Below are 26,536 nucleotides of genomic sequence, written 5' to 3'. Positions count from 1 at the left end.
AATCAGCTTTCCATTAAATTCCAGGGAAGAGTACCTTTATGAAGAATGGCTGTTTACACAGTTTTCTGAACAGACCCTTCAGTGTTCCACACAGCACAACAATACCCACCGCTCGAAATCTGATTTTTTCCTCCTGCCCAAAACAGTTGGAGCACTTCTCAAACCTCCAAATACCTATAATACGTGGCCCTCGATATTCCCAGGGTCTTGCAGATTTCTCCGACGCTGATAGTGTGGTTCTGACTCATCTTCTTGGCCACCAAACTTGAAGTAAGCGCCGCAGTAGCGGGTCGGCTGTAGTTTTTTTGTTGGGCGCAGTCTGTCGTTACCATCATATGCGGAAGATACCTCGGTAGTTTGCAGATTGCATGCTTTCATTGAGATCGATAACTGCTACTGTATCTGAAATGTGATCTTTGAATGCTTTATCTAGAGTAACCAAATATGCATTTTCTATTGCAGCGATGCTGGCAAAAACTAAGTCAGCACCTCGAAGCATATTGAAACCTAGTTCAGAGTGCAATTCATGGCTTTTATAAATTAATGATTGATCGACATCATAAAGCATCGAGTTTTCATCCATTAAATAAAATTCACGTAGAATGGTTTTTCCATCTCGATGCATTCGTGAAACTGTCGCTGATACCTCAAAGACTGCCAAACTTGGAAAAATGTTTAGGTAAGGGCCAGGTATCCAGCCATCTGACAAGTCTTTGATCAAGCTATGTCCTGGCGAATAGCCTTTACTATCAGGTTCTTTGATATTGATTATCGCAGATGTATCCCAGACAAATTTCTTTAGTTGATCAGCCATTCTTATTACTTGCCTGTAGTTTTACGCTACAACGCCAGTCGTAACCGGCGCATTTGTAGTGAGCGCAGCGAACGAAAAAAGCGTCCGAGTTAACGGCCTTGTTAGCCTTCATAGCCCAAGCCTCCCAGGTACGATGGAATCATGCCAAGGGATTTTACTCGCTCTAATTCTGTGTTTGTGAGATGACGAGACACATGTGGAAACACTTGAATAAGAAACTCTTTCAGGTTTTCAAAAGCTTCATCCGAATAGATCACTCCAGCTCGCTGTTCATTCATGATGCTCATAACCCATTTAATAAATATTGTGGGCATCATGACATCAGATATATCTTCCCACTTATCTATCAAGTTGCTGTTATTTTTCCTTGTATAAGCAGAAAGTTCGGAATCACAATGCCCTCTGCACGTCCAGAATACGTGATCAAAGTGCTCTTTTTCATTTTCATAATCAGTTCGTATTCTCGACCAAAGCGTTATTACACCCTTATCTTCTTGATCGAAAAGCTCCTTTTCGCATACCTTACATTTCAAGCTTGGCTTTTCGACGAATATTTTTGCAGGTTGTGGATTTTCTGTTTTCCATTCAGAGAGCGATACAGGAAAATACCTTTCGGCTATTTCAAGACCCTTGGCCGAGTAAAGCAACTGGCCTTCTATTTTTTCTCGATCGAAGACTTGATACTCGATCTTACCTTTCATTCCCTCAAGATTTGTTGATAGTCCTGTGCTAGCGAGAGTTGAATAGAAGCCAAGAAAACCCTGGCAGTCATGTGCCTCGACTCTATCCCGAATATTGGCATCGTCAGCCGGTGAAACGGAATTTCCACTAAACGCCTTGTGCTTGCAGCTTACAAGCCATCTGATGATGGTTTCGCCACCTACGCCATTGCGCTTTTCTTCAACAATTAAATCAACTCCACTATCAGCGCCTCTGTCTGGATCAGTGATGATCTTGTAACCCATGAACGATAGAAAATCGCGAGCGAACAGTTCGAACGTATCTTGCCTTCCGCTTGCTTTGTGAGCTTCAGGTATCTCTTTGAAATCCAAAACAGCCAATTTTATGCTCCGTTTTCTTTCGAGGCTAACATTAATTATTATCTGTACTCAGAATATCTAACCACTTACCAACAATATACCGCAAAAACACCTTAATTCATTATCAAACAAGCACATCCAAACTATCCTTGGGTAGGTTTTGATGCCTGTTATCCTCCTAATGCGACAACCGCATAAATCTCGATCAGCATTATTCATGGATCTCCAAATACCTATAATACGTGGCCCTCGATATCCCCAGGGTCTTGCAGATCTCCCCGACGCTGATAGTGTGGTTCTGACTCATCTTTTTCACCATCCGCACGTTCTCATCGTCCGGAGAAATCTTCGGCCTGTCGACATTTTTCCCTCTTGCCCGTGCAGCCTTCAATCCGGTCTGTGTGCGTTCCTGAATCAACCGGAGTTCGAACTGCGTCAAGGTTGCAGAGATATTGAATACCATTCCGCCAAATGCTGTTGTGGTATCGATGCCGCCGTCCGAGATCGAGCGGAATCCTACTCCCCTTTCCTTGAGTTCTTCAACGATTTCGATGAGGTGTTTGAGGGATCGACCGAGCCGGTCCAGCCGCCAGATAACCAAGGTATCGGCTGTGCTGTTCTTTCATGCAGTCAGTGAGCCTCTGACGATCGGCTTTTGCGCCGCTTGCCTTGTCGATGAATATCAGTTTTTTCGGTATGCCCCCCTGCTCGAGCGCATCGAGCTGCAAACCGAGTCCCTACCCGTTCGTCGAAACCCGTGCGTAAACCAATACGGGGTGATTGTGCCAGCTCATGGAATTTCCTGTCAATGGAATCAATAAAAGCGCCAACCCGGCTCAGCTGTTTTCAGCGATATAACTCCATATTTTGGCAAGATCATCGAAAACGAGAGGGCGGCTCCTGACTATAGGCATGGCATTCTCCGACTGTTTTCCTACGTTCTTTTGCGACAGGCTTCCTTTACCTCGTCTGGATTCCAGACCGTTGCCGGACCACTTTTCAATACCGGCGCGAATCTCTTTCCGCAGCAGATCAAGCTTTGCTTTTCGAATCGAATCTCGCTCATCTATGAGCCGCAACGCTTCCCGGATGACTTCACTTGCAAGGTATACAACCCTGAACTGACTTTTTCACGTACCATCTTTTCAAGCAGCGGGGTCAAATTGACATTCATTGACATGATGTTCTCCTTGTATTCGTAAACGGAAAAATTGTCAATTTATGATAATTATTGTCAAGAGTGCTTCATGTAAGCCTTAGAGGTTACGCAATAATTCATCTTCCTTTTCATAGTCAAACAAGGAAAACGGGTATGCCGCAAGCACGGGAAGTTCACTTTTCCAGTCAACAAGATCAAGGTCACTCATAAGCCAGTCTATCGTCGGCTTGATTAAATCTCCGTACTCGCCAATTGGCGAATACGCGTTTGATACCACGCATATCATATCACGTTTCAAACCCCACGGATTTGCTCCGACCGATGGAGGATATTCGTCAACCACAGGTAAGCCGATAATCTCGGCATAAACGCCTGCTGCCGACATAATAGCTTCACCGATTTCACGAGTTGTCGGTGCCTGCGGGTCAACAACATTCATAGTGGACGGTGTTGCGGATTCTATCGCTGCAGCAACCGCCTGCGCAATGTGTTTGACAGAAGTTGTATGAAAACGTGTCTTGCCTTCATAGGCCAGCGGAATTTGCTTTCTCCCATCAAGCAGTCGCTTCACAAAGAACCATTCTCGTGCGTGTTTGCTGTGCGGTCCATAAATCGCACACGGCCTTAGAATCGTTGATTTTTCCGCTGCGCCTGATAGAAGGCGCAGCTCCATGGCGACTTTTCTGGTAGAGTATGTTGCAGGTCCCGGCTCAACAATACGATGATCGATATTCAGTGGTCCTCCAAAGTCTGGAAATCCAAAGTCAGATGCTTCATCGAGGGTTCTTCCTTGATCATCCATATAGACGCTGGCGGATGAGATCACACAGATACGACCCACCAAATCTTGCAATTCGACAAGCTGATTCGAGTCGCTCTCGTCGAAGCTTAAACAGTCAAGCAATAAATCAACACCGGGAGAAATCGCTTCACGCATACGTTGCGTATCGTGACGATCAACAGTTACGTACCTAATCCGATCATTATTAATCGGTTCACTCGGCACCTTGCGACCACTTGATATTACGTTCCACCCCAAGGTTAAAAATTTCAGGGCTACCGCACGTCCAATCTGCCCGCCACCGCCAATAATAAAAATACGATTGCTCATCTAACATCACATCTGCTATAGATTTGCTCACTGAATACGTCTCTATCGATTCTCCAACGAACTCAAAAGTATGTTCAGACAGTTAAACGAGAGTTTCTGTGCTTATGAGCAATAACCCGGACCGCGGTACACACTTTTTCCGCATAAGATTTTTATAGAAAAACCCGGAAATATATACTTCATAGATTTCAACCGACTATACCAGGAACCGGTTCGAGTGAAAAACTATAAGAACTGTTCACCTTGCTCAGTAGGTCAAACTACCGAACGCTGCTCTGCTTCACCACTCAGCATTGAACACCGGCACTGCTTGTTCCAGCCTGTTGTTAAGACGATTTTTCCTGGACACCACAGCACTTATAACCACGCCGGCCACTCATGTTGAGCCTGATGTTTTAACTTCATGCCGACGCCCATCATTGAAAGTCAGAATCATTCCAATGCTCATAAAGTCATACAAACTTGCAAGAAAAATGGATTCCCGGACTTGGTCCGGGAATGCATGAAGATGAGGTGGTTTCTGAACGCTCACTACTGGCTCCAGCACCCAGCGTTACTTTTTCCCTTTCTTCGCTTCCAAGGGAGGGCATCCGCCGTGTGAGCTATAATCGATGTACTTTCCATCGGCAAACGGCACCATATTTATCTTGCCGTATGGGTTTTCACGGTTGAGCCATTTGATGAAGTCGCTGTGAATCCATTTTTTAAAGTCACCCTGGAATCCCTGACCATCGGGATACATGGCGATGAACTGCTTGAACAGCTCATTGGTAAATGCAGCTTCCTGCCCACCCGCTTTCCAGGTTTTCGTACCTTCCTTACACAAACCGGAGTCTACATCGGCAAGACTGCACAAGTCGCTTTCTTTGGTGAGGTAACCGCAGTGACTGCCTTTTTCCACATTTGCAACGACAGCCCATGAGTTACTGCCTTCTGGCGCAAGCTGTGAAAATTCAGTTGTTTCATCGGGATTCGGTGACCATGCAGGAGGTACGGAATCTTTCAGACAGGCGCTGTCGCATTCCCCGATAATCATGAGTATGGGTAACTCTCTTTCTGCCAGAACCTTGCGGTAATCGGCCATGCCCGGCCCGATCAGCGGCACCTTCTGGTCCACCGGTGAAAGCTGAACGAGACCGACAGGATTCGCCCTCTCTTCTGGGGCCCATTCGGACATGCGCTCCGAATATTTCGGCAAAAACTCCCGATCATAAATCACCGGGTCAAAAGGCCGACACGTATCTTCGCCTATCTTCCGCATGGTTTCAAACCCTGTAGCCGGAACCTGAGCATGTGCGCCCCCAACCGAATGGCCGGCGAAGATCACGTTGTTCGAGCGCATGAAACGGGCCTTCTCAATGTCATCAGGCTTGTAGAGAGCGGTGTTTCTGTATTTCTTTTCGGCCTTGTAAAACTCGTCGGTCACGCCGTACTTGATGAGATAGGAGGCCGCAGCGTAAGCCTCTTGGCCGACCCTCGGATTTCCCCCAAAATCGGTCCAGGGAACACCCTGCATCTGCATATGCGTAGAGGTGACATACGCCATCGCCCAGTTCTTTTCGACAAGGGCATTGGAGTAGTTATAATAGTAAGACGGATGTACACCGAAAAGAGGCGTATCGTTGAGAAACGATCCGATAATTTTTTTCGGATAGTACAGAAGATCGACACCGATAAGAAAACCGTGGTTGAACATCACAAGCCCGTTGGCTTGACGATCACGGGGATAAAAAATTTCGATCGCCACCTCAACAAACTGGGGTATCGAATGGTCATACTGAATCCAGATATGGACATGGTCAAAACAGTAGTTGTTGATGCAGATTGGTTTCATATCCGAGGGAGTTAATCAGGTTGATGGTGACTTTTTTTTCAAGAATGTCGTCGGCTAATGCCAGAGGCCTCCTCCGCACTTTCGGCCCTTGTACGGCCTGCCACTCTCTTCCATATCGCAAAACCAGCCCGGTATCTGACCCAGAACTCCTGCCGGCAATGAGCTTTTTGCCTCTTCGAGTTCTTTTTCATTGAACTCAAAACCGGCCTGTGAAACAAGCTCAGACCGGACTTTTGCAAGTTCGCTGATCAACGAGTGGCGAAAAGCGTCATCCGATGTAATTTTTTCCAAAAACTCTTTTGCTGATTGTACTGACATAACCACACAATAGTAATGTTGTTGAGAAGTGTATTTCCTTTTTAATATCCGCAATATTTACATCTCATGCCAGTACTGAGGGGCAAAAACAGCAGGGGTAGTTATCGTATCAACTGAAAAAACCACCTTCTTCCTGAGCAGTGCCGGCAAACAGCTTGAACCCTACGGTGCTGGTCATCGAATGAACGGCACAATTGATTTTTCCGATGAACATATCCAGATCGGTTACTTCGAACATTTTTTCAGATGCCGTCTGCTCCATGAACTCTATGAACTGATGATAACGCATATCTCCAATCCTCGATGACCATGACTCATCGGAAATCCTGAACGCACAGAGCGACTCGTCGATCATGTAAAGATCACCGAGTCTGAGCAGTTGCATCCAGAACTCAAGATCGATGGTATAAGGAACCCTTGCACTATAACCATGTGTATACGGCAAGAGGGATGAAGGATAAAGACCGCAGGCAGGCTCTCCCAGAATATTTGTTCCCATCCGGATGAGTTTTCTGGTAATATCGACAGCTTTGTGCCGGCCTTTGTCAACCAGATTTATTTTCTTGATCAGTGATTTGCCCTCCGGATCGATAATTGTTCGTTGACTGCAGACAAGGCTTATACCTGAACAAGGGTTTTTTTCGAAAACCGCAACCTGCTTTTCCAGGCAATCCGGATAAAGAACATCATCTCCGCATACGAGCTTGACATACTTGCCCCTGACCTCATTTATAGACCGGTTCCAGTTTCCCTCTGGACCGAGATTCCTTTCATTTTTAAAAACCCGCAGCCGGGGATCTTTGAAAGAAGCAGCTATCTCATATGATCCATCCGTTGAATTGTCGTCATAAATCAGCAGTTCAAAATTCGTATATGTTTGATCGAGAATCGATTCAATTGTTTGCCTGATGAATCTCTCATTGTTATACATAGGAATGGTAACCGTCACCAGCGGCTCGCCTCTTCTTTTCATATCTCTCACAAGTTTTCATTTCTCCCGGATCGCAGGCTTTTTCTCATATGCGATATCGTAAAAAGATAACCGGAAATATCAGCGTTCACAGTTGGAAAAAACTGGAGCGTATTCTCAATCTCCGAGCCGGTAAAGCGCTCCGGACTTCCTTGCCCATTCGGGAGTTGCTTTCTTGCCAGTCCCCAGAACGGTTTGAGCATCGACTATCGCACCTTCCCACATAGTCCAGCTCAGGTTCGCTCTCCAGAGATACGCTCCCCGAAGATCAGCCCCCCGAAGATCGGCATTCGTAAGATCAGCTTCGCGAAGATTGGCCCCCCTCAAATTCGCCCCTCTCATATCTGCTTCGACAAGATCCGTACGCTTCAACAAGGCCCCACTCAGGTCCGCGTTTCGCAAATCCGCTCCATCAAGCATTTTTCTGCTTAACGTTGCCTCAGCAAGACGTATCGGCTTTTCCGGGCTCTCTTTTCTCATTTTGTTCCACCGGGAAACATTGTCGACCAAAAGCTCCCGCTGATGCACATCATACATGAGTGTTTCAACTTTGTCACGTGTAACACCAAAACGAATCTTCTGCTGAACAGGATTTATCGGCCAGCTTTTTTCAAGATACACCGTTGCCGTGTCCGGATCGCTTTTTAGCGTTTCTTCTTTTTCCGCCAACATCTTTTCAGCACTCTTTTGCTGCCCAGCAGCTTCTTTTTCGACTGCGATGGCCCCTGCTGAATTGTCATGTTCGGCTATCGTCAACGAGGCACCTTTTTTCTCGGCCCACGCCTGATCGGCAAAGCTTCCGGTTTCCACGATGGTAACAGGCGTCACAACAGCTCCTTCAAGATTAGCTCCATCAAGAACTGCCCGCCATAAATAAGCACCATCAAGGTTCGCTCCCCCAAGATCAGCCATTCTGAGGTTCGCAGCACGCAAATCGGTTCCCCTGAGACTCGCATCCCTCAACAAACTGCCGGCAAGATCTGCCTGGCGCAGAACAGCTCCGTCCAGGACAACCCCTCTCATATCCGCCCCATCGAGGCCGGCTTCCTCCAGATCCGCATCGCGTAAGGAAGCGTCACGAAGAAGGGCTTCATAGAGCAAGGTGTTTTTGAAAACCGCGTTGTCAAGAACCGCTCCGCGAAGATCGGCTTCACTGAGATCCGAGCCATCCAGAAGCGCTCCTGTCAGGTTCATATGACTAAAATCAATACCTTTGAGGTTTTTGCCTTTCATGTTTGCTCCGCTCAGGTCAAAACGGGTTTCCGGCTCCCTGACCCTCATGGCATTCCAGCTCTTGACTCCTTGCTGTAAAACACTGTAATGTTCACTGTCATAAGAAAACCCTGAAACAGGGAGCAATGACATACAGCACAAAAAGACCCAGACAATACAAAAATGTTTCATGGATGTTTGTTAACGGCCTTTGAAGGCCTTTCCAAGGTTTATTCTTGAATAATATACCGCGAACCCGAAAACAACACCAGCAAACGCTAAAAGAGAATTGCTTTCCATATAGAAAGCGAGTAAAACAGATGTAGCGGAAACAAGAGCTACTGTCAGTTGACGGAAAGCCCGGGAAAGAGTTGCTGTATCGAGAATCTGTGAAAGAGCTTTTTCGGAACGCAACAGATCAAGCGAGTTCGACTTTACAATAGCAGGGACAACGATATAGATCATTCCTGTAAACGAAAAGGATATCCATCCCAACAGTGCAGCATGTGTATGTGAGTGATAAATCCACATTCTCTCCTCCGCTATAGGTGGCACAGCGCCGAACCATCTGAAAAAATAGATATTCAGAATACCGTAAGCACTCGCAGCCAGAAGCATCGCAAGGCCTGAAAGTAAAAAAGCAAGTGCCGGATGCTGAAATTGCGTAGAAAAGAAACGGTATAGGTAACGGCCAAAACCTATCAAAAGCACCAAGACACCGAACATGAGAGCATGACTTACAAGCATCATACCGAGATAGTTGCCCATGAGGATTGCAATGAGAAATACCAAAACACCGCCAACGAAAATGTATGACCAGATACTGAAAAGATTTCTGATCAATTCCTTGCCGGATGAACGGCGCCAAACATAGGTATAGAGAAACCCCATGACACTAATGCTCAAAGGAAACGAAGAACCCAGAAAATAGGTTGACTGGGTCACAAAAAAAGGAACGATGCCTGACTCAGGAAATGCTTCTTTGACTCCCAAAGCAAAAAGCCCGAGGTTGGCAACAAACAAAAAAAGCACATCAAAAATATAGTATCGAACAGATACCTCATGCCAGATCTTTGCTATAGAAAGGGTTGTAAAAATTTCCTTCGCGGCAATGGTGACGATGAAAAGCAGAAACAGACCGACAAAAGCCTTAAGAAGCGGCCATTTCAAGTACACTGCCAGAAAAATCAAAAACAGGGAAAACAGCACACCGTAGATGTAACGCATCTGCTTCTCAGGATCGACCTCAAGCTCCGGATAGACTGCAGAAATCAAATAACGGTTAAGAATAAGAATCGCAAGATTACCGAAACCTATAAAAAAAACATAAGGATGAACCGTATTGAGAAAAGTGCTTTCCGTCCATGCACCGGCAGCACCAAGAAAGGCAGCAAAGGCAATGATGAAAACAGATGCCGAAAGGTATATCCTTACAATCGTAGCTGGTTCAATGGCCATCCTGTTTTTATCAACGCTCTGCACGATAGTTGTTTTTTCTGAGTTCATCGTAAGCTATCAGGGACATACCGATAAGAGATACATTGAGAATCAACGGATTGAACGGCAATGTAAAAAGTTCAGGCTGAAAAACGGCAACGTAGATCAGAAGAACGGCTAAAGCTAAAATATTCAGCAGGAAGACCCAACTGCGGGAGGTAAACAGAAGAAGAAATCCGAACAACACCTCGCCGTATCCCATCCAGATCACCATTGTACAGGCCAGTTCATGAACTTTGACAATATGCTCTAAAAGCTCTATCTCTCCGGGACTTTGACAGATAATCTTGGGCACCATCCCCTGGTATATCCACGAAAAAGCCAGGACCAGACGGGCTGTAACAAGGACAGGGAAATTCTCTTTAAACCGGTTCATGGTCAAAAAATATGCGTGATAGAGCGATGAAGGAAGATAAGGAAAACCCGCGGAATCATGTTGGGGAAAAGGAGAATAAACGAAATATGAAGCTTGTGCAGATCCGGGTGTAACCGGATCTGGCGATGATATTGAGGTTTTTATTTGCCTTACAAAAGCATGCGGGATATATCGCACGATATATCTGCCGACATTTTCACATGTTCGACAACAGAGAGAATCCCTGTGGAATTTGTGATGTTCTGGTCAGTCACTTCAGCGCTGAGTTTTGTAACCGCCTTTTCGTAAATCTCATCGATCTCTTTCATCATATCGAGAGTTTCGGAAGCGTGCTTACTGTTTCCACTGGCAAAAGCTTCAACGGCTTTTTTGATCATCTCGGCTGTTATATCTCCCATAGGCTTGAGATCATACTCGTCTTTGTGCAGAACTTCGACGTTTGCCAACTGGATATACTCGGTCTTGTCCGCAATATTCAGCGCATATTGACCGATAACTTCCAGTTTCTGCATAATTTCACGAGCCGTATCGACCACTTTCTTGTTTTCTTCACCAAGATCCTGGAAACAACTGTAAGCCAAACAAAGATACTCCACCTCAAACTTACCTTTCTGAATATACTCCTTGTCAAACTCGAACGCCGATTGTGCAAGATCGCTGTTTTTCTTGGTCGATGCACGGATAACGAGCATCAGATTGTTCTCGACATTTGAGGAAAGTTTTGTCAGCTTCTGCTTCAGTGTCTCAAGCTGCTCATGAACCGGACCTTCGGGTTTTGTCGCAAGTCTGAACTTGACCGGATCGATCTTGATTGTAAAAGCATCTGGACGGGCAACTTTTTCTATTCCCTTTTTTGCGCCACCACCCTCGGCACTTTTTTTCCCGAAAAGTTTCATTGTTTCAGTGTAAGCTAAGCTGTTTGTAAAGAGATAACGAAACTACTCCAGAACCTCTGCTGAAGAAACGGTTTCTGACCACATCAATCTCCAGGAGCAATTTCATCGGACAACACAACATGAATGTATCGAGCATAAGTTGAAAGCTCAATCCAAGTGGTGACAATTTAGTTGAGTAAAAGGGTCAATTGCAAGAAAAAAATAAAACCCGACACCAAAGATCAAGATGATGCCGGGCTCTGAATACCAAGTCTAATCTTTCAAAGACTGGATAAGCTTTTCGAAGGAACTTTCAGTATGACGGATAATCTCGCCAGTGATGAGATAGAGAACTTCTCTTGCAATTCTGGTTGCATGATCACCGATTCTTTCAATGTATCGTGAAATGCTCATCGCGACGATATACTGTGTAGCATCGGCCTCCGCATGCCGTATTTCTGCAGATACCTTTTTAAATACTGCCCGATGGATTGCATCGAGCTTTTCATCCATATCACAAACCTCTTCGGCAAGCTGGCGGTCCTTGTTGACAAAAGCCTGTATAGACTTCTGAACCATCTCTTTTGCCAGGTCTCCCATCTTTTCAAAATGAAAATCTCTGAGAAACGCCTGATCGATTTCAGGGACTCTTTCGGAAATATGCACGGCCAGATCGCCGATTCTTTCAAGATCCGTATTGATCTTCAGGATAGTGATGATAGTTCTCAGATCCCTTGCCACCGGCTGTTGAAGCGCCAGAAAAACAAGACATTGTTCTTCGAGCCTGACTTCCGAGGCATCGATTTCACCATCAGCAAGCTTAATATGATCCCCCCCTTCCAGGTCGCTGCTCAACAAAGCCGCCATCGCTCCCGAAAAGTTTTTCAGAACCTTGTCGGAAAGGATAACCAAAGAGTTGGATAAATCCTTTATGTGCTCGTGAACGGGTCTGTCCGCCATAAGAGTTATTTTTTTGTGTTCAGCTGAACCTTCCGGTGATGTAATCCTCGGTCACCTGATCTCTTGGATTGGTAAAAAGCTGTTTGGTCGGGGCATATTCTACAAGATCACCTTCATAATAAAACATGGTGTAATCGGAGACACGCGACGCCTGTTGCATGTTATGAGTCACGATAAGTATAGTATAACTGCCCCGTAATTCCTCGATAAGATCTTCTATTTTAGCCGTTGCCTTGGGGTCCAGAGCCGATGTAGGTTCATCGAGCAAAAGTATTTCCGGCTCAACCGCAAGGGTACGGGCAACACATAAACGCTGCTGCTGACCTCCGCTCAACCCGAGAGCGTTCCTGTCGAGACGATCCTTCACTTCATCCCACAAAGCCGCTTTACGAAGGCTTTTCTCAACGACTTCCTCGAGCATTTTTTTATCTTTCACGCCATGAAGTCGAGGTCCGTAAGCGATGTTGTCAAAAATTGACTTCGGAAAAGGATTCGGTTTCTGGAAAACCATTCCGATTTTCTTCCTGAGCTGGACTTCATCGGTATACCTGCCATACACATCCTCGCCGTCAAACATAAGCGTTCCGGTTGTATAACAGGAAGGGATGAGATCGTTCATACGGTTTATTGCACGTAAAAACGTGCTCTTTCCACAACCGCTGGGCCCGATAATAGCAGTGACGTACTTCGATAGAATATCGGCATTGACCTTTTTTACCGCCTCAAAGTTCCCGTAGAAAATCGAGAAATTCTTTGCACTGACATGAGGCTTTCCTCCATCCTTGACCCTCTCTCTTTCAGGAGGAAGAAAAATTTCCCGGTTCGCTCCACTTTTGGCTGCGACCTTGTTTACCTCTCTTTCTTCTGCGGTCATCTGCATTACTTTTTAACCTTTTAATTTTTGAGAAATCCGGGCTCTCAGCAATATAGCCGATAAATTCAGCAAAAGCACGATCGATATGAGCGCAAGCACCATGCCATACTGTACATGGCGAATCTCATTGGCTGCCTCATGTTCACTGGCAAGATTATAAATGTTCCATGAAAGGGCCGGCGTAGGTGAATTGAACACATCGCCAAGCCCTATTGTCGCGCCGACACTGACCGCTGCAGTGAAAATTATCGGAGCGGTTTCTCCTGCTGCACGTCCAAGGCTGATGATGCCTCCGGTTATGATCCCGGGTAAAGCCGCAGGCAGGATAACGGTTACAATAGTTCTCCACTTCGTCGAACCAAGTCCAAGAGATGCTTCCTTATAGGTTTTCGGTACCGCCAGAATCGCCTCTTCAGCAGCTCTGATAATTGTCGGTAGAATCATAATCGCAAGTGTCAGTGAACCTGCAAGAACACTTTTCGACTCGGAAACTTTCATGGTATTGATAAAAAACGCAAGGCCGAAAAGACCGAAAACAATGCTCGGAACACCGGCGAGTGTACTGTTGGCACTGCGAAGAATACTGGTAAAAAAGTTATCCTTGGCATATTCCGTAAAATATATCGCAGCGATCACCCCAAGAGGAAAGGCAAACAGCATTGCACCGACCGCAAGGAAAAAAGTACCTTGAATCTCAGCCCAGATCCCCCCGAAAATATGAGCATCGAGCGAACGTTCGGTAATGAACCCCCAGTAAAAGGTCTGTTCGGGAAGGAGCATTTTCTCGAGGTTGTTTTCCATGTAAGGAAACAGATCGGCTAATGCTGTCCCGGCAAATTCATCAGCTCTGGGCACAAAATACTGTGTTGCCATCTTTGTGGGATCCGAGTAATCCCATTTCGTGACAAACATGAGATCGTGCAGAGCCTCCTCGGCTTTTTCCCAGCGTGTAGCTCCATACTGGTAACGCAGCAGAATAGGCTCCATATCCCCCGGAAGCGGGCCGAGAAGATGAGCGAGGATCTTTCTGACGCTTGTATACTGAGAGGTGTACTCTTTTTTCTTTTCACCTGGCTCCATACCCTCCATTTCGGCCTCGAATGCCTCGATGATACTGAAGGCCTTGTTTCTGTAAGAATCGGTTTCGGTTATTTGTTGCTGAAGAACATCCGGATTTCCTTTTCGGAACTCGTTGTACTGCAATTTTCTATGCTCGATCGTGCCCTTGAAAAATATCGCCCCGGCACCTTTGGAAAAAATCGGTACAATCACGACCAACAAAGCAATAGCCATTAACAGTATCGATGTAACACCGACGGCTGTAAACGATCGGTCAAGTATTTTTCTGGTTCCGAGATCCATGAGTTCAATGATAGTTGAGTGATAGTGGCCTACTCACCGGCAAGAATCTTCCTCTGCCGAACAACAATTCGCTCGCTGACAAGGTTACTGATAAAACTGAAAACAAGAAGCAGAAGCCCCATTGCAAAAAGAACATGGTACCGGGCAGATCCTGTAACCTGATCCGCCTCCCCCATATCACCGGCAATGGTCGCCGTCAGGGTTCGTATCGAATCAAGATAATTATACCAGGGATCGGGAATATGCGAAGAGTTACCCGATGCCATCCATACAACCATGGTTTCGCCTATGGCACGCATGATACCGAGGATAACCGCCGCGAGAATACCGCTGCTGGCGGCCGGCAGCACCGTTTTCACTATAGTTTCCGCTCTCGTTGCCCCGAGTGCATAACTGCCTTCTCTCAACTCTCGGCCGACCGCCTGCAGGGAATCCTCAGAAACACTGACTATAGTCGGCAATGCCATGAAACTGAGAATCAGAGAAACATTGAGAGCATTTGTTCCACTGAGAATCTGGATTGCATTAAGCGTCTTTCCCACCCAGTAGAGAAAGATAACCGCTATTATGCCCAGCACTGCTGTCACTATGAACCGCACTGTTTCGCGTTTCGACCCGCCTTTGTCCCCTGAAGTCAACAGATCGGAAACAACGATGACAGCAAGAATCACAAAAGGACCGGCAATAAGCCACCATGCCCACATCAATATCGGACCACCGTAATTCTGAAGAAGAGGAGCAAAAATAACAAGCGCGAAAAAGCCATAAGCAACTGAAGGAATCGCTGCGAGCATTTCAATGACCGGCTTGGCATACTGCCTTATTGAAAAAGGCAGAACATCACTCAGACATATAGCTGCAGATATTCCAAGAGGTACGGCAATAAGTGCAGACCCGATGGTCACCATACCACTACCATAGATAATGGCCAGAGCTCCGAACTCCCCGGGCTCATCAGCCGGATACCAGCTGGTGCTGGTAAAAAATTCTACAAATCCCCGTTGTTGAAAGAAAGGAATGGCGTCAACGGCGACGAAGTAAAAAATGAAGAGAACGACGATAGCGACAAATGATGCCACTACCAGCAGAAAACCTTCCCCGAAAAACCTTGCGATTCTTTGTCTGCGAAGTTTTTCAGGAGTGAGCACAAAAGCATCTGATTTTTTCCCGCCATCCACTGTCACTTCAGCCATACAAAACGTGTCTTGAATCTGAAAAAAGATAATTGAAAGGCATACGAAAATTGTACTGTAATGTATACTCTCATGTTGGAGCTGACAATGCCCGTCATGTTACAAATCTGTTACATCTGATACTACAGCACCGCTATCACCAACGCTTTTCGAAGCGCTTTCTCATGATGACCGCTACGGCGTTCATCACTATCAAAAAAGCAAGTAAAACCATGATGGCGGCTGATGTTCGCTCGAGAAAAGCCCTTTCAGGACTGTCAGCCCAAAGATATATCTGTACAGGCATGACAGCTGCAGGATCGGTAAAACCAACGGGGATGTCAACGATAAAAGCAACCATACCGATCATCAGCAACGGTGCGGTTTCACCCAACGCCTGCGCCATTCCGATTATAGTGCCGGTCAGCATTCCCGGAAGTGCAAGAGGCAACACATGGTTCGAAACCATCTGCATTTTCGAAGAACCAACACCCAAAGCAGCCTCACGAATTGACGGGGGAACAGCCTTGAGCGCTGCCCTGCTGGCAATAATAATTGTCGGCAACGTCATCAGCATGAGAACCAACCCACCCACAAGAGAGGTGGACCTTGGCATGCCGAAAAAGTTAAGAAAAACAGCAAGACCGAGTAATCCGAAAACAATCGACGGCACGGCTGCCAGATTGTTGATATTGACTTCGATAAAATCCGTTGCAAGGTTTTTCGGAGCGAACTCCTCGAGGTAGACAGCCGCAGCGATCCCTATAGGGAAAGAAAGCGCCAGAGTAACGAGCAATGTAAAAAAAGAGCCTTTTACCGCCCCCCAGATTCCAGCCAGTTCAGGCTCTCTCGAATCTCCGGCTGTAAAAAAAGTGACATTGAACTTTTTTTCAATTCTTTCCTGATCGACCAGTTTGTCTATCCACTCAAGCTGCCTGTCGTCAAGACGTCTTTCGCTTTCCGGAAGCTCCCTTTTACTATGCCCTTTTACAAGCATATCCACATCATCATCAGCCGGGACCCAGAGAGATATCGTTTTGCCGACAAGTTCCGGATTTTTCAAAACTGCTTCGCGAAGCTGAAAAGCAGCTCCTGAACTGAACAGGGCATAAAGCTCACGTTTACTTTTCCGATCCCGGACCTCAGGATAAAGCTTGGTGATCGATTGTTTGATAATTCCCTGAAAGTTCGACTTCCTGAGATTTTCCCGATCGAGCATCGTTGTGTCAAGGACTACGTCGAGCTTGATGTAGGTCTGAAAAAAAGCACTGTAACCATTGGAGACTATACTCGTTAACAGAACACTGAGAAATACTATGCTGAGGATGATAGAAAACAAACCGTAGAGCTTGAAACGCTTTTCTTTTCTGTATCGTTGCGCCAGCCTTCTGTTAACGATATCGATTGTTCGTTCCTTTTGTTGGTAAAAATGGCCCCCATCGCCTGCAACCGGCTGCTGTTTCCTCTGGCTACTCATATCTCTCCCGATATTTTCTCACTACCGTCAAGGCAACGATATTCAACAAAAGCGTTCCAATGAATAGCACCAGCCCGAGTGCGAATGCAGCAAGAGTTTTTGGACTGTCGAATTCCTGATCTCCCACCAGCAACGTAACGATCTGAACCGTCACGGTCGTTACAGCTTGTAGAGGATTGGCCGTAAGGTTAGCCGAAAGACCCGCCGCCATGACAACGATCATGGTTTCACCGATCGCCCGTGATACCGCCAACAAAATCCCTCCGACGATACCCGGCAGTGCCGCTGGAATCAGTACATGTTTGATGGTTTCCGATCTGGTTGCCCCCACACTGTAAGCTCCATCCCTGAGGGACTGGGGAACCGCATTTATGACATCATCTGACAGTGAAGAAACAAACGGAATAATCATGATTCCCATTACCAGTCCGGCCGCCAGGGCACTTTCCGAAGAAACATCGAGCCCCATTTGCGAACCGACCGTCCGAATGGCAGGAGCAACGACCAGAGCTGCAAAAAAGCCATAGACAACAGTAGGAACACCTGCAAGTATTTCCAGAAGGGGTTTTACAACAGCCCTGATTTTTTTCTCGGCATACTCAGACAGAAAAATAGCGGACAGTAAGCCGACCGGAACGGCGACCATCATGGCAATTGCGGAAATAAGCAATGTCCCTGCAAAAACGGGTACGGCTCCGAATGCGCCCGAAGAACCAACCTGTTCCTCCCTGATTGCCATTTGTGGACTCCATTCGAGACCGAACAAAAAATCCGTAACCGGCACATGACGAAAGAAACGAATGGCTTCATACAGCACAGAAAGCACAATGCCTACCGTTGTGAAAATCGCAATGGTGGAACAAACAATCAAAAGCGATTTAATGACGATCTCAACCTGATTCCTGGCCCGGAGCCCTGGTGTTATACGTCGATAGACAAACAGCATACCTGCTATAGCAACCACAACCACAAGCACACTTGTAATCATGGTGCCAATACCCTGCAACTCCAGGAAATGTGTCGCGGCATTCCTCATCTCGGGAGTTATCTCACCGGAAACGATGTTCCCACTCGCCAAATTCCGAACATCTTGCACAAACAGCATGAGACGCTCTTGGGGAAGCTGCTGCAATGCAAGTGGAAGATCCGCGATTACGAGAGCGGTGACAATACGTTGCTCAAAAATCAGCCAGAGTAAAAAAAGGAAAAAGGCCGGTAGACAGCACCACAATGCGGTTAAAATCCCATAGTAATTCGAACGCGAATGCAGTTTATGTTGCCCTCCCGCTGTTCTCGCCACAGCGGATGCTTTTTTTCGACCAAGATAAAATCCTGCAACCGACAACGCCAGCAATGTCAGAAGCAGCAGGAGAATTGGTGAGATCATAAACATTGCTCGATTGATTCCTCAGCCGTATCGACCGGTAATATAGTCTTCGGTCAACTGATGGGACGGCTTGGTAAAAACAGCCCCGGTTGCACCCACTTCTATCAGGTCGCCAAGATGAAAAAACGCTGTACGTTGCGAGACCCGTGACGCCTGCTGCATGGAATGCGTTACGATCACAATGGTGTACTGTTTTCGCAACTCATCAATGAGGTCCTCGATTTTTGCAGTTGCTATTGGATCGAGCGCAGAACAGGGTTCATCCATGAGAATAACTTCCGGACTGACGGCAATTGCACGGGCGATACAAAGACGCTGCTGTTGCCCTCCGGACAAGCCTGTACCCGGCTGGTCAAGTCGATCCTTGACCTCATCCCATAGACCGGCCTTGTGCAAAGAGGTTTCGACAATCTCATCCGCATCGGCTTTCGACTCTACAAGCCCATGAATTTTAGGAGCCCAACTGACGTTCTCGTAGATTGACTTTGGAAAAGGGTTCGGTTTCTGGAACACCATACCTATCTGTGCCCTGAGAGGCACGACATCAACGGAGGAATCATAGATATTCGAACTGTCGAAAAAAATCTGACCGCTCACACGACAACTCTCGATGGTATCGTTCATCCGGTTCAAGCAGCGCAAAAAGGTTGATTTCCCACATCCTGACGGACCAATCATCGCAAGCACTTCGTTCGACCCGATATCGATCGATACATTTCGAATTGCTTGCTTGTCATCATAATAGACATTGACATTTCGACAAACCATTCGTGGATTGGGAACATTGATGTTTCCAACTGTTTTACGGCTGTCCCTTGGAGCAAGAATACGTTTTTCCATGCTCTTTTTTTTCAGTACATCTTGCATATCCGACAAACTATATATCTACCTTCACCACCATAAAAGTTGTTTCTCATCGGGGAAAAAGCAACCTGAAAATATCGCAACGGCCAGAATATTTTCGGCCGGCAGTTTATCTGCCGGCCATGAAAAAAAGTGATACGCAACTGCTCCTGTCACTGGCGAACTACAATTCGTCACAGGAAATTGGAGTGAGTTCCGCTGCAACTTTCGCATATGCCTCTCTCTCCTCCTGAGGCATAGGAATCAAACCTTTTTCAGTAAGATACCCTTCATCGCCCCATGCCTTCTCGGATGTAAACTCCTCGAGGTATTCACCGACTCCCGGAATCGTCCCTACATGCGCTTTTTTGACATAGAAAAACAGGGGACGTGAAAGAGGGTATGAGCCATCGGCAATAGCACTAAAAGCAGGTTGAACGCCGTCGATAAAAGTACCCTGAATTTTGTCGCTGTTCTGATCAAGGAAGCTGAACCCGAAAATACCCAGAGCGTCGGCATTGGCGTCGAGCTTCTGAACGATCAGGTTATCGTTTTCACCAGCCTCGATATACGCACCATCTTCCCTGAGAGTATGGCTGATTTTCTTGAACTTGTCCTTGTCTTCTTTTTTGAGCGCTTTTATCCATCCGAACTCCTTAGCCCCCGCTTCCATAGCTAACTCCACGAAAGCATCACGAGTTCCCGAAGTAGGAGGTGGGCCGAGCACTTCGATTTTTATTTCCGGAAGATCCGGGTTTACCTCTTTCCACGTTGTGTATGGATTGGCAACAAGTTCACCCTCCGTACCACCGGGAGCAGGAACTTCTTTTGCAAGAGCGAGAAAGATATCCTTGCGACTCAACATGAATGGCATGGCTTTTTTCGAGTTTGCCATAACGATACCGTCATAGCCGATCTTTATCTCAACAACTTCTGCTACGCCGTTTTCAGCACATTTCTCGCATTCGGATTTCTTGATCCTGCGGGAAGCGTTGGTAATATCCGGATGTTCCACCCCTACCCCGGCCGAAAACAGTTTGAATCCACCGCCAGAACCGGTCGACTCGATTTTAGGAGTTTTAAAATCCGTTGTTTTGCCAAACCGCTCGGCCACAACCGTTGCAAAAGGATACACGGTCGAGGAACCGACAATACTGATATAGTCACGTGCGGACTGTGCACCTTCGCTTGCCTGGTCAGTCTTACGGACAACCTCCTCTTCCTTGCCGGACTGATCCGCTTTGGGACCGCAACTGATCACCGACAAAGAACCTGCCAGCAACAGCAAAAACGCTGCCAAAGAAACAGTTTTCTTCATTTCCATCCCCTTGATTGTTTTATTTGAAATAGAGAATAACAGCAAGAACGTACCATGATTGGTATGTTGTAGTAGTTACAATTTGATCTTCATTTATCTATTCTTGTCAATAATTGTTGACAAAGTTGTAACACAACTGTATCAAACACAATAAAAAAAGCCACCCCCAACCAAGAGGTGGCTTTTACTGTCAGAAAAACCGCCATCAATCCATTTACTGGCATTAATAGCGATTAACGTAACCAAGTTCGCTGATCATACGTTTGCCATCATCGGTTTTCGGCAGATCGATAAATTCCTTGACAACGCCTGCAGGCTGGCCATTTGTATACATGAACAAAGGACGTGCAACCGGGTAGGAACCGTTTTTAACGGTTTCCTCACTTGGCTCGACACCATTTACAATAAGAGGCTTGACCGAGTCATCGACAAAACCAAGGCCGATGAAGCCAATAGCGGCAGGAGTTGATGCGACACGGCTTTTAACAGCACCATTGCTGGCCTGAGTTTCAGCACGCTTTGTAACAGGATTGCCTTTACCGACAACAAGTTTCCTGAAAGAATCCTGAGTACCGCTGTTTGACTCGCGCTGGATAACAACGATTTTTGCATTTGGCCCCCCAACTTTGCTCCAGTTGGTAACTTTGCCGGTGTAAATATCACGGATCTGCTCGATTTTCAGTGCAGCGACATAGTTGCTCGGATGCACAACAACCGACAGTCCGTCGAGAGCGACAACATGTTCTACAGGGTCGATTCCCTTTGCTTTTGCAGCATTAGCTTCTTTTTCTTTCATCGGACGGGACATGTTGGCGATATCACAGGCGCCATTGATGAGACTTTTGGCGCCGTTACCGCTGCCTGACTCACTGACGGTAACCTGAACTCCCGTGTTTTTCGTAAAATAAGCCGCAAAAGATTTAGCGATCGGGCCGACTGTTGTTGAACCGTCCATGACAATAGCATCCTTGGCCTGAACAGGTCCGGCTGCGGCAAAACAGAAAACCGCAACAAGCATCAGCATTTTTTTCATCTTGTTCATCATCTTCTTTCTTAATTATGAAATTTAAAAAATAGAAAAGCTTTGCAGTCTCTCCCAAAAATCACCGCTTCTCCCGTTCAAAGGAGAAGCGGTAACGGTAGCAAGCGTGAGCCTTGCAACTCACCCAACGAAGAAAGAACAGCAACACAAATCAAGGTACAATTGTTCGTATATCAGAACTTAACAACCATGTCAGCCTGCAGAATGTGAACATCCTCTTCACTGTCGATCCCCTTTTCATGGCCGAGATACTTCAGACCGAGAGTCATGTTCTGAACAAGGTGATATTTAGCACCAACCTCGAAACCCTGGCCGTCGGTACCACCGCCAAAGCGATCGGAATCAGTATAAGCCCCAAGAACGGCATCTTTTTCAAGATAGGTATAGTTGGCATCGACCTCCCACTGACCGACTTTTTTTGCTTTACCCAACTTGAAGCCGACAAGATAACCCTTGTCATCTTCATCCACGTCATCTGCAACGTTCATAACGTACTGGCCATAAGCCTTCCAAGGAAGACCACCGCTGAATTTCCCCCCGACATCACCAAAGATCTCGAGAATATCATAGTCGTACTCATAGACACCGTTACCGGAATTACCATAGAAGCTGTCAGCCCAATCGCCTAAAACACCTTCACCCATACCAACGATGTTGACATAATCATAGTAACTTGCCCCAAGCATGAAACCGAGATCCCCGGCCTGACCTGTATAAGCGAGCTGAGCTGCCCAGAAATATGGATCTTCTTCATCAAATGGTTTACCCGTCTTGATCTCGTCGATGAAGTAATATCCTGCTACGGCATTCAAACCCTGGCGCTGTTTCTTGCCGTCCTTGCCGAAATGGAAAGTCATACCTTCGAGCGTCAGATCACTGTCCCAGACAAGGTCGTTAACACGGATAAGCGTCTGCTTGACTTCTCTTTTACCGAAGATGAAGTTTGCTTCACCATCGAGGAACATCGGATGATAGTCGATGAACGCCTGGTTAAGCCTTATATCTTTCGGAGCGAATCCGTCACCGAGCGTCTGGTTGCGTGAAACCGGATCATCGGAACCGGATGAAAGCTGGACTCCTGCGCTCAGTTCCTCGTTGATCCAAGGAAATACACCGATACGAACACGGAGACGATGACGGTCCCTGCTATTGTCTTCGTCTTTGGATTCGTCCAGCTTCGACTCGTAACGATAACGAATGTCACCTTTCCAGTTCCAATCAACTGCATGAGCGGTGCTCCATCCCGAAACGAGCAGAAAAGCAAAAAGCGCAATAAATTTTTTCATAATAAAACAGATTATGTTTTCTGGTTTTGCTTACAATGAACATGGGCATTTGCTGCTTTTGCCCTCGTCGGGGGATAATCTACAACTCATTATGTTAAGGAACTGTTACAGGTATGAAACGATATTGTTACAAAGCTTTTGTCTGCAAAATCCGGCATGTCAATCTGTTACGATAACAACACCATGATATCGTTCGTCAGGAAAAATCACTCTACCTTTCTTGTTGATTACGACATAAGGAAAACGGGACTTCCTGAGTAGTTGAAGAACTTTTGCGAGATCCTTTTTCCCTGCAGGTTTGACCAGAATATCGGCAACGCCTTCAACCTTTTTGATATCGTGTTTCGCCATATCTTCCTGGACAAAAATCTCTCCTTTGATCGCGTCCCTCAGTTCCTCAAGTTTCAACATAGATCACCTCGCTTTTAACCTAAAAACCCTGAAGAGTTGTTTACATTCGCGGTCCGGCTGCGGCGAGCTTTCGATCGAGAATTCCCCGTATGCCCTCGGTAAGCTCACCGTACACCCTGCTCCGGCTGTTGCGAATCCTGCGATATACCTTTACGATGTCAAGAGTGAGGATGATACGGGTAGAACTGCAGTTCAGATCGCCAAACAGGTGCTTACCGATAACTTCGAATCCAAGAACCCTTGTATGAAAATTAAGAGGAGAGTTGGGCTCTCCCTCGAATACATCCGTAATAAAATGAGTATAGTCTCTTTCAATGACCTCTTTTGTAGCCGTGCGCATCAGGCGGAGAGCAATTCTCGGGTTTTTTCGAAACTCGCTCTTGATCATAAAACGGCCGATTTCCACATAACGGCCCTCCTGTTTCATTTTTTCGATATTGACGCCGGGAAGCAATCTGACATCATACTCCCGAGGAAGTTCGAGAGGTGGATCATACATTAATCTCAGGACCCCTGCCGGTCGATCATCGACTTTCGCAAGAAACCATGAGTAGGTATCCGTTTCTTCGAGGGTTTTGGGCAATTGCCCCTGTGCCTTACTGATCCACTTTTTTTCCTTTTTGAACACCTGTTCAATAATTTCAACAGCATCTCTGCGTGCTTCATTGGACAACACCCTTTCAACCGTTATACAGGACATATGACCTCCTTGATGGTATGGTTGTTATTTTTTGAATCACCTTTGCTGTATTTCGCGATTTTACTGCAAGTGTCGAAAAAGGGTATTCCTTACCGCACAATCCAGCTATTACAGACATCACCCTGTTTGTCACAGCACGGGCAAGCATATGCTGCTCATTGTCTGTAGTAAATGATGAAAAGTCAGAATTACCCGCCTGGTGGTAAGCCTTCGCAAGGTCATCAAAACGTAAAGGTTCACCTATGTTGAGCGAAATCCTGCCTAACGAGCGAACTTTTTTTTTCTTTCCCCCGGATACACAATTGATTCCTACCGGAACGACAGGAGCTTCCGACCGAAGAGCAATATGCCCAATGCCCGGCTTTGCCTTAAGAAGCCTGAAAGGATCTTTATTTCGTTTTCCTTCGGGAAAGATACCGACACGTTTGCCATCCTTGAGTTTTTCACAGCAAAGGGAAACAACATCAACAGGACGCCCCGCATTAGGTCTTTTTGATTCGAGAAACTTGAGGGTAGAGCGCTTGTGATAGACGTAAACCGGGTCCATCCGCTCGAAAATCTGCTCTATCAATGGTATTTTTCCATACATCCAGTCAACAACAAAGCTGATCTTCTGTCCACCGCTGTGATAAACAAGAAAAGTCGGAACCAGGATCGATTCAATCGAGTTGTTGTGGTTGAACGCAAAAATCACAGGCTCACGCCTATCCCTGATATATTCAAGGCCTTGTGCGCGAACAAAAAGAAGAGTCGGAATCATGAAAAACCTCAACAACATTGATTCGACCGGTTTCAGAAACGGGAGCTTGCCGAAGAGATTTTCGCGCAAATAGCTCATTCTGAAAAAGCTTTTCATGAAGGATCCCTTTTATTGTAGTTACATAAAGAGATACTCAAAAGAATGTTGCCGAATGGTTACGGTTTGGTAAATATTGTGTAAACTCGTGACATTAGCGCTTTGGCAGGTCCCCCGAGCCATACATTGAAGTGCAAGCGTCAGAAAGCCATCACCGAACTTATCCCCAAGACCGTTTTCACATGAGTTGGTTACAAAACATAATTGTCCTGATAATCGGTTTTTTACTCTCCCAGATACTGATTGCGGCCAGAACCCATGTCAGACTCATCACTTATTTTCTCGATCACTCCCGCACGACAACAGGCGGACTTTTGACGGCAACCCTTTTTCTTTCCTACAGTTTATCGATCTTCTTTTCTAACACGGTCGTCGTTCTTGCCTTGCTGCCGGTAGTGCGAAAACTGATGGCTATTTTCGGAAACGTGAAAAATCACAAGACACTTGCAGCTCTCTTCTACTGTGCATTGATCTTCGGCGCAAATACAGGAGGCATGGCCTCACTGACCGGGAGCCCGCTGAACGTTGCCGCAGTGAGCTTCGCAAATTTTCAAGCGTTACCCGGTGCGGAACATGTCACTTTTTTTTCTTGGCTAATGGTCGGCGTCCCGGCTTCGTTCATGCTCATCCTTGCCGGAAGATGGCTTATCCTGGCGCATACCCCTTCAGACCTTGAACCATCGGTTTTACCGACACCGCACAGGATGGGTTCTCTCTTGCCGAAAAAACCGCTCATCTTTTTTTTCAGCAACATCACGTTCACCTTCCTTCTCAGCGCGGCCCAGTTTCTTTTCAAACCAGATCCTCTGGTCGCAGGAATGAATATCGTTGACCTTTCGTTTCTCGGATACCTTGGAACCATTCTTTTTTTTGCATTCATCTTTCCCCGCAAAGCCCGAACGCCAAGAAATGTTCTGAAAAATCTTACGTTTCTATTCCTGTTTCTCATGGCGTTTCCCCTTATCTTTGTCAGCAAAACACTGGAGCAGCTCGAAAAAAGACTCGGAGTTCCATTAGGGAACGCTTATACCACGCTTGACAACTTTCTGCTGCGGACGCTCAATTTTTTCTGGAAACCCCTTTTTGGGGAAAACTTCAAGTCTCTCTCCATACACAACTTCAATTCTGTACTATCGATCAATCGGATTATGCTTGAAATCCCCTGGTTCGGCATTCTTCTGATGAGCATTACAGCTGTACTACTGCTATTAATCATATCAGTCGGAGACAATCCAGCAACTCAGGATATAGACGGCTGGCTTTTTACCGTGCTAAAAAAATTCATTGCCTGGGCAACCTCTTTTTCCAACAGTCCGGCCATCCTCTATGCCCTTACTGCCGTGTCAACGATATTTGTTACAGAAATATTCAACAATACCACTGTTCTGCTTGTCGTCACCCCGGCGATAGTCGCCATGCAACCGCTCTTTCAATCTGAACAGCTCCTTTTGCTTTTGCTTGTCACGGTTGCTGCTTCAGGAGCATTTATGAGCCCCGTCGCTACCCCTGTCAACGCTCTCGCATTCGGTGGACTCGAAAAAGTCTCCATCAAGACATTACTTCGACTCGGTTTTTTCATGAACCTCATTGCTGCCTTTCTCATAACCACCAACTTTTTGATACTCTTATATTTTCTGTAACG

Annotated in this window: 27 protein-coding genes; 1 reads left to right on the top strand and 26 read right to left on the bottom strand. The window is 46.3% G+C overall.

Going from position 1 to position 26,536, the window contains the following annotated elements:
- Positions 1-158: 158 nt before the first annotated feature.
- The 26 genes from CR164_RS13225 to CR164_RS08710 all read right to left on the bottom strand — a co-directional run bounded on the left by CR164_RS13225 (position 159) and on the right by CR164_RS08710 (position 24,894).
- Complete coding sequence (locus tag CR164_RS13225) at positions 159-248, bottom strand: helix-turn-helix domain-containing protein (RefSeq protein WP_239994521.1); 90 nt, start codon at positions 246-248, stop codon at positions 159-161.
- A gap of 83 nt (positions 249-331) precedes the next feature.
- Positions 332-814, bottom strand: a complete 483-nt coding sequence (locus CR164_RS08835; RefSeq protein WP_110023597.1) for a type II toxin-antitoxin system VapC family toxin — start codon at positions 812-814, stop codon at positions 332-334.
- A gap of 101 nt (positions 815-915) precedes the next feature.
- Positions 916-1,875, bottom strand: a complete 960-nt coding sequence (locus CR164_RS08830; protein ID WP_110023595.1) for a restriction endonuclease — start codon at positions 1,873-1,875, stop codon at positions 916-918.
- Between the two features lie 190 nt (positions 1,876-2,065).
- A complete protein-coding gene (locus CR164_RS08825; RefSeq protein WP_239994518.1) occupies positions 2,066-2,455 on the bottom strand; it encodes a recombinase family protein in 390 nt (129 codons plus the stop codon).
- A gap of 235 nt (positions 2,456-2,690) precedes the next feature.
- Entirely contained in the window at positions 2,691-2,933 is a 243-nt protein-coding gene (locus CR164_RS13220) for a hypothetical protein (RefSeq protein ID WP_239994517.1), read from the bottom strand.
- A 177-nt stretch (positions 2,934-3,110) separates the two neighbouring features.
- Entirely contained in the window at positions 3,111-4,124 is a 1,014-nt protein-coding gene (locus tag CR164_RS08810) for an NAD-dependent epimerase/dehydratase family protein (RefSeq protein ID WP_110023593.1), read from the bottom strand.
- A 553-nt stretch (positions 4,125-4,677) separates the two neighbouring features.
- Complete coding sequence (locus tag CR164_RS08805; protein WP_110023591.1) at positions 4,678-5,958, bottom strand: hypothetical protein; 1,281 nt, start codon at positions 5,956-5,958, stop codon at positions 4,678-4,680.
- A 54-nt stretch (positions 5,959-6,012) separates the two neighbouring features.
- Positions 6,013-6,276, bottom strand: a complete 264-nt coding sequence (locus CR164_RS08800; protein ID WP_110023589.1) for a Nif11-like leader peptide family natural product precursor — start codon at positions 6,274-6,276, stop codon at positions 6,013-6,015.
- Positions 6,277-6,385: 109 nt separating this feature from the next.
- Positions 6,386-7,249, bottom strand: a complete 864-nt coding sequence (locus CR164_RS08795) for a glycosyltransferase family 2 protein (RefSeq protein WP_110023587.1) — start codon at positions 7,247-7,249, stop codon at positions 6,386-6,388.
- Between the two features lie 114 nt (positions 7,250-7,363).
- Positions 7,364-8,650: a pentapeptide repeat-containing protein gene (locus CR164_RS08790; protein ID WP_110023586.1), complete on the bottom strand. Its 1,287-nt coding sequence runs from the start codon at positions 8,648-8,650 to the stop codon at positions 7,364-7,366.
- 9 nt (positions 8,651-8,659) lie between these two features.
- On the bottom strand, positions 8,660-9,916 hold the full coding sequence (locus CR164_RS08785; protein ID WP_110023584.1) for a hypothetical protein: 1,257 nt from the start codon (positions 9,914-9,916) through the stop codon (positions 8,660-8,662).
- A gap of 10 nt (positions 9,917-9,926) precedes the next feature.
- Positions 9,927-10,331: a DoxX-like family protein gene (locus CR164_RS08780; RefSeq protein ID WP_110023633.1), complete on the bottom strand. Its 405-nt coding sequence runs from the start codon at positions 10,329-10,331 to the stop codon at positions 9,927-9,929.
- 149 nt (positions 10,332-10,480) lie between these two features.
- Positions 10,481-11,227, bottom strand: a complete 747-nt coding sequence (locus CR164_RS08775; protein WP_110023582.1) for a phosphate signaling complex PhoU family protein — start codon at positions 11,225-11,227, stop codon at positions 10,481-10,483.
- 252 nt (positions 11,228-11,479) lie between these two features.
- The gene (phoU, locus tag CR164_RS08770; protein WP_110023580.1) at positions 11,480-12,166 is read right to left on the bottom strand and encodes a phosphate signaling complex protein PhoU; all 687 of its coding nucleotides are present in this window, start codon (positions 12,164-12,166) and stop codon (positions 11,480-11,482) included.
- 19 nt (positions 12,167-12,185) lie between these two features.
- Positions 12,186-13,046, bottom strand: coding sequence for a phosphate ABC transporter ATP-binding protein PstB (pstB, locus tag CR164_RS08765; RefSeq protein ID WP_110023579.1), 861 nt, complete (start codon positions 13,044-13,046; stop codon positions 12,186-12,188).
- A 6-nt stretch (positions 13,047-13,052) separates the two neighbouring features.
- Positions 13,053-14,402: a phosphate ABC transporter permease PstA gene (gene pstA, locus CR164_RS08760; RefSeq protein WP_110023577.1), complete on the bottom strand. Its 1,350-nt coding sequence runs from the start codon at positions 14,400-14,402 to the stop codon at positions 13,053-13,055.
- 29 nt (positions 14,403-14,431) lie between these two features.
- Positions 14,432-15,595: a PstC family ABC transporter permease gene (locus CR164_RS08755; RefSeq protein WP_110023575.1), complete on the bottom strand. Its 1,164-nt coding sequence runs from the start codon at positions 15,593-15,595 to the stop codon at positions 14,432-14,434.
- 136 nt (positions 15,596-15,731) lie between these two features.
- The gene (gene pstA / locus CR164_RS08750) at positions 15,732-17,051 is read right to left on the bottom strand and encodes a phosphate ABC transporter permease PstA (protein ID WP_110023573.1); all 1,320 of its coding nucleotides are present in this window, start codon (positions 17,049-17,051) and stop codon (positions 15,732-15,734) included.
- Positions 17,044-18,438, bottom strand: a complete 1,395-nt coding sequence (gene pstC / locus CR164_RS08745; RefSeq protein WP_110023632.1) for a phosphate ABC transporter permease subunit PstC — start codon at positions 18,436-18,438, stop codon at positions 17,044-17,046. Before pstC ends, pstA (CR164_RS08750) begins: the two co-directional genes overlap by 8 nt.
- Before the next feature lie 21 nt (positions 18,439-18,459).
- Positions 18,460-19,278 carry a phosphate ABC transporter ATP-binding protein PstB gene (gene pstB, locus CR164_RS08740; protein WP_420820805.1) on the bottom strand — a complete coding sequence of 273 codons (819 nt, stop codon included), beginning with the start codon at positions 19,276-19,278 and terminating at the stop codon, positions 18,460-18,462.
- Between the two features lie 187 nt (positions 19,279-19,465).
- On the bottom strand, positions 19,466-20,599 hold the full coding sequence (locus CR164_RS08735) for a PstS family phosphate ABC transporter substrate-binding protein (protein ID WP_110023630.1): 1,134 nt from the start codon (positions 20,597-20,599) through the stop codon (positions 19,466-19,468).
- 223 nt (positions 20,600-20,822) lie between these two features.
- Positions 20,823-21,641, bottom strand: a complete 819-nt coding sequence (locus tag CR164_RS08730) for a phosphate ABC transporter substrate-binding protein (protein ID WP_110023629.1) — start codon at positions 21,639-21,641, stop codon at positions 20,823-20,825.
- Between the two features lie 173 nt (positions 21,642-21,814).
- Positions 21,815-22,927, bottom strand: coding sequence for a putative porin (locus CR164_RS08725; RefSeq protein WP_110023571.1), 1,113 nt, complete (start codon positions 22,925-22,927; stop codon positions 21,815-21,817).
- A 159-nt stretch (positions 22,928-23,086) separates the two neighbouring features.
- Entirely contained in the window at positions 23,087-23,338 is a 252-nt protein-coding gene (locus CR164_RS08720) for a UDP-N-acetylmuramate dehydrogenase (protein ID WP_110023570.1), read from the bottom strand.
- Positions 23,339-23,378: 40 nt separating this feature from the next.
- The gene (locus CR164_RS08715; RefSeq protein ID WP_110023568.1) at positions 23,379-24,038 is read right to left on the bottom strand and encodes a GNAT family N-acetyltransferase; all 660 of its coding nucleotides are present in this window, start codon (positions 24,036-24,038) and stop codon (positions 23,379-23,381) included.
- Complete coding sequence (locus tag CR164_RS08710) at positions 24,019-24,894, bottom strand: lysophospholipid acyltransferase family protein (RefSeq protein ID WP_110023567.1); 876 nt, start codon at positions 24,892-24,894, stop codon at positions 24,019-24,021. Before CR164_RS08710 ends, CR164_RS08715 begins: the two co-directional genes overlap by 20 nt.
- Before the next feature lie 182 nt (positions 24,895-25,076).
- Here CR164_RS08710 and CR164_RS08705 point away from each other — a divergent pair, with 182 nt between their 5' ends.
- Positions 25,077-26,534 (top strand): SLC13 family permease, encoded by a 1,458-nt coding sequence (locus CR164_RS08705; protein WP_110023564.1) that lies wholly within the window; start codon positions 25,077-25,079, stop codon positions 26,532-26,534.
- Positions 26,535-26,536: the final 2 nt, after the last annotated feature.

It is taken from the genome of Prosthecochloris marina (genome assembly GCF_003182595.1).
GTDB lineage: Bacteria > Bacteroidota > Chlorobiia > Chlorobiales > Chlorobiaceae > Prosthecochloris > Prosthecochloris marina.
This window is presented reverse-complemented; position numbering and strand designations above follow the sequence as displayed.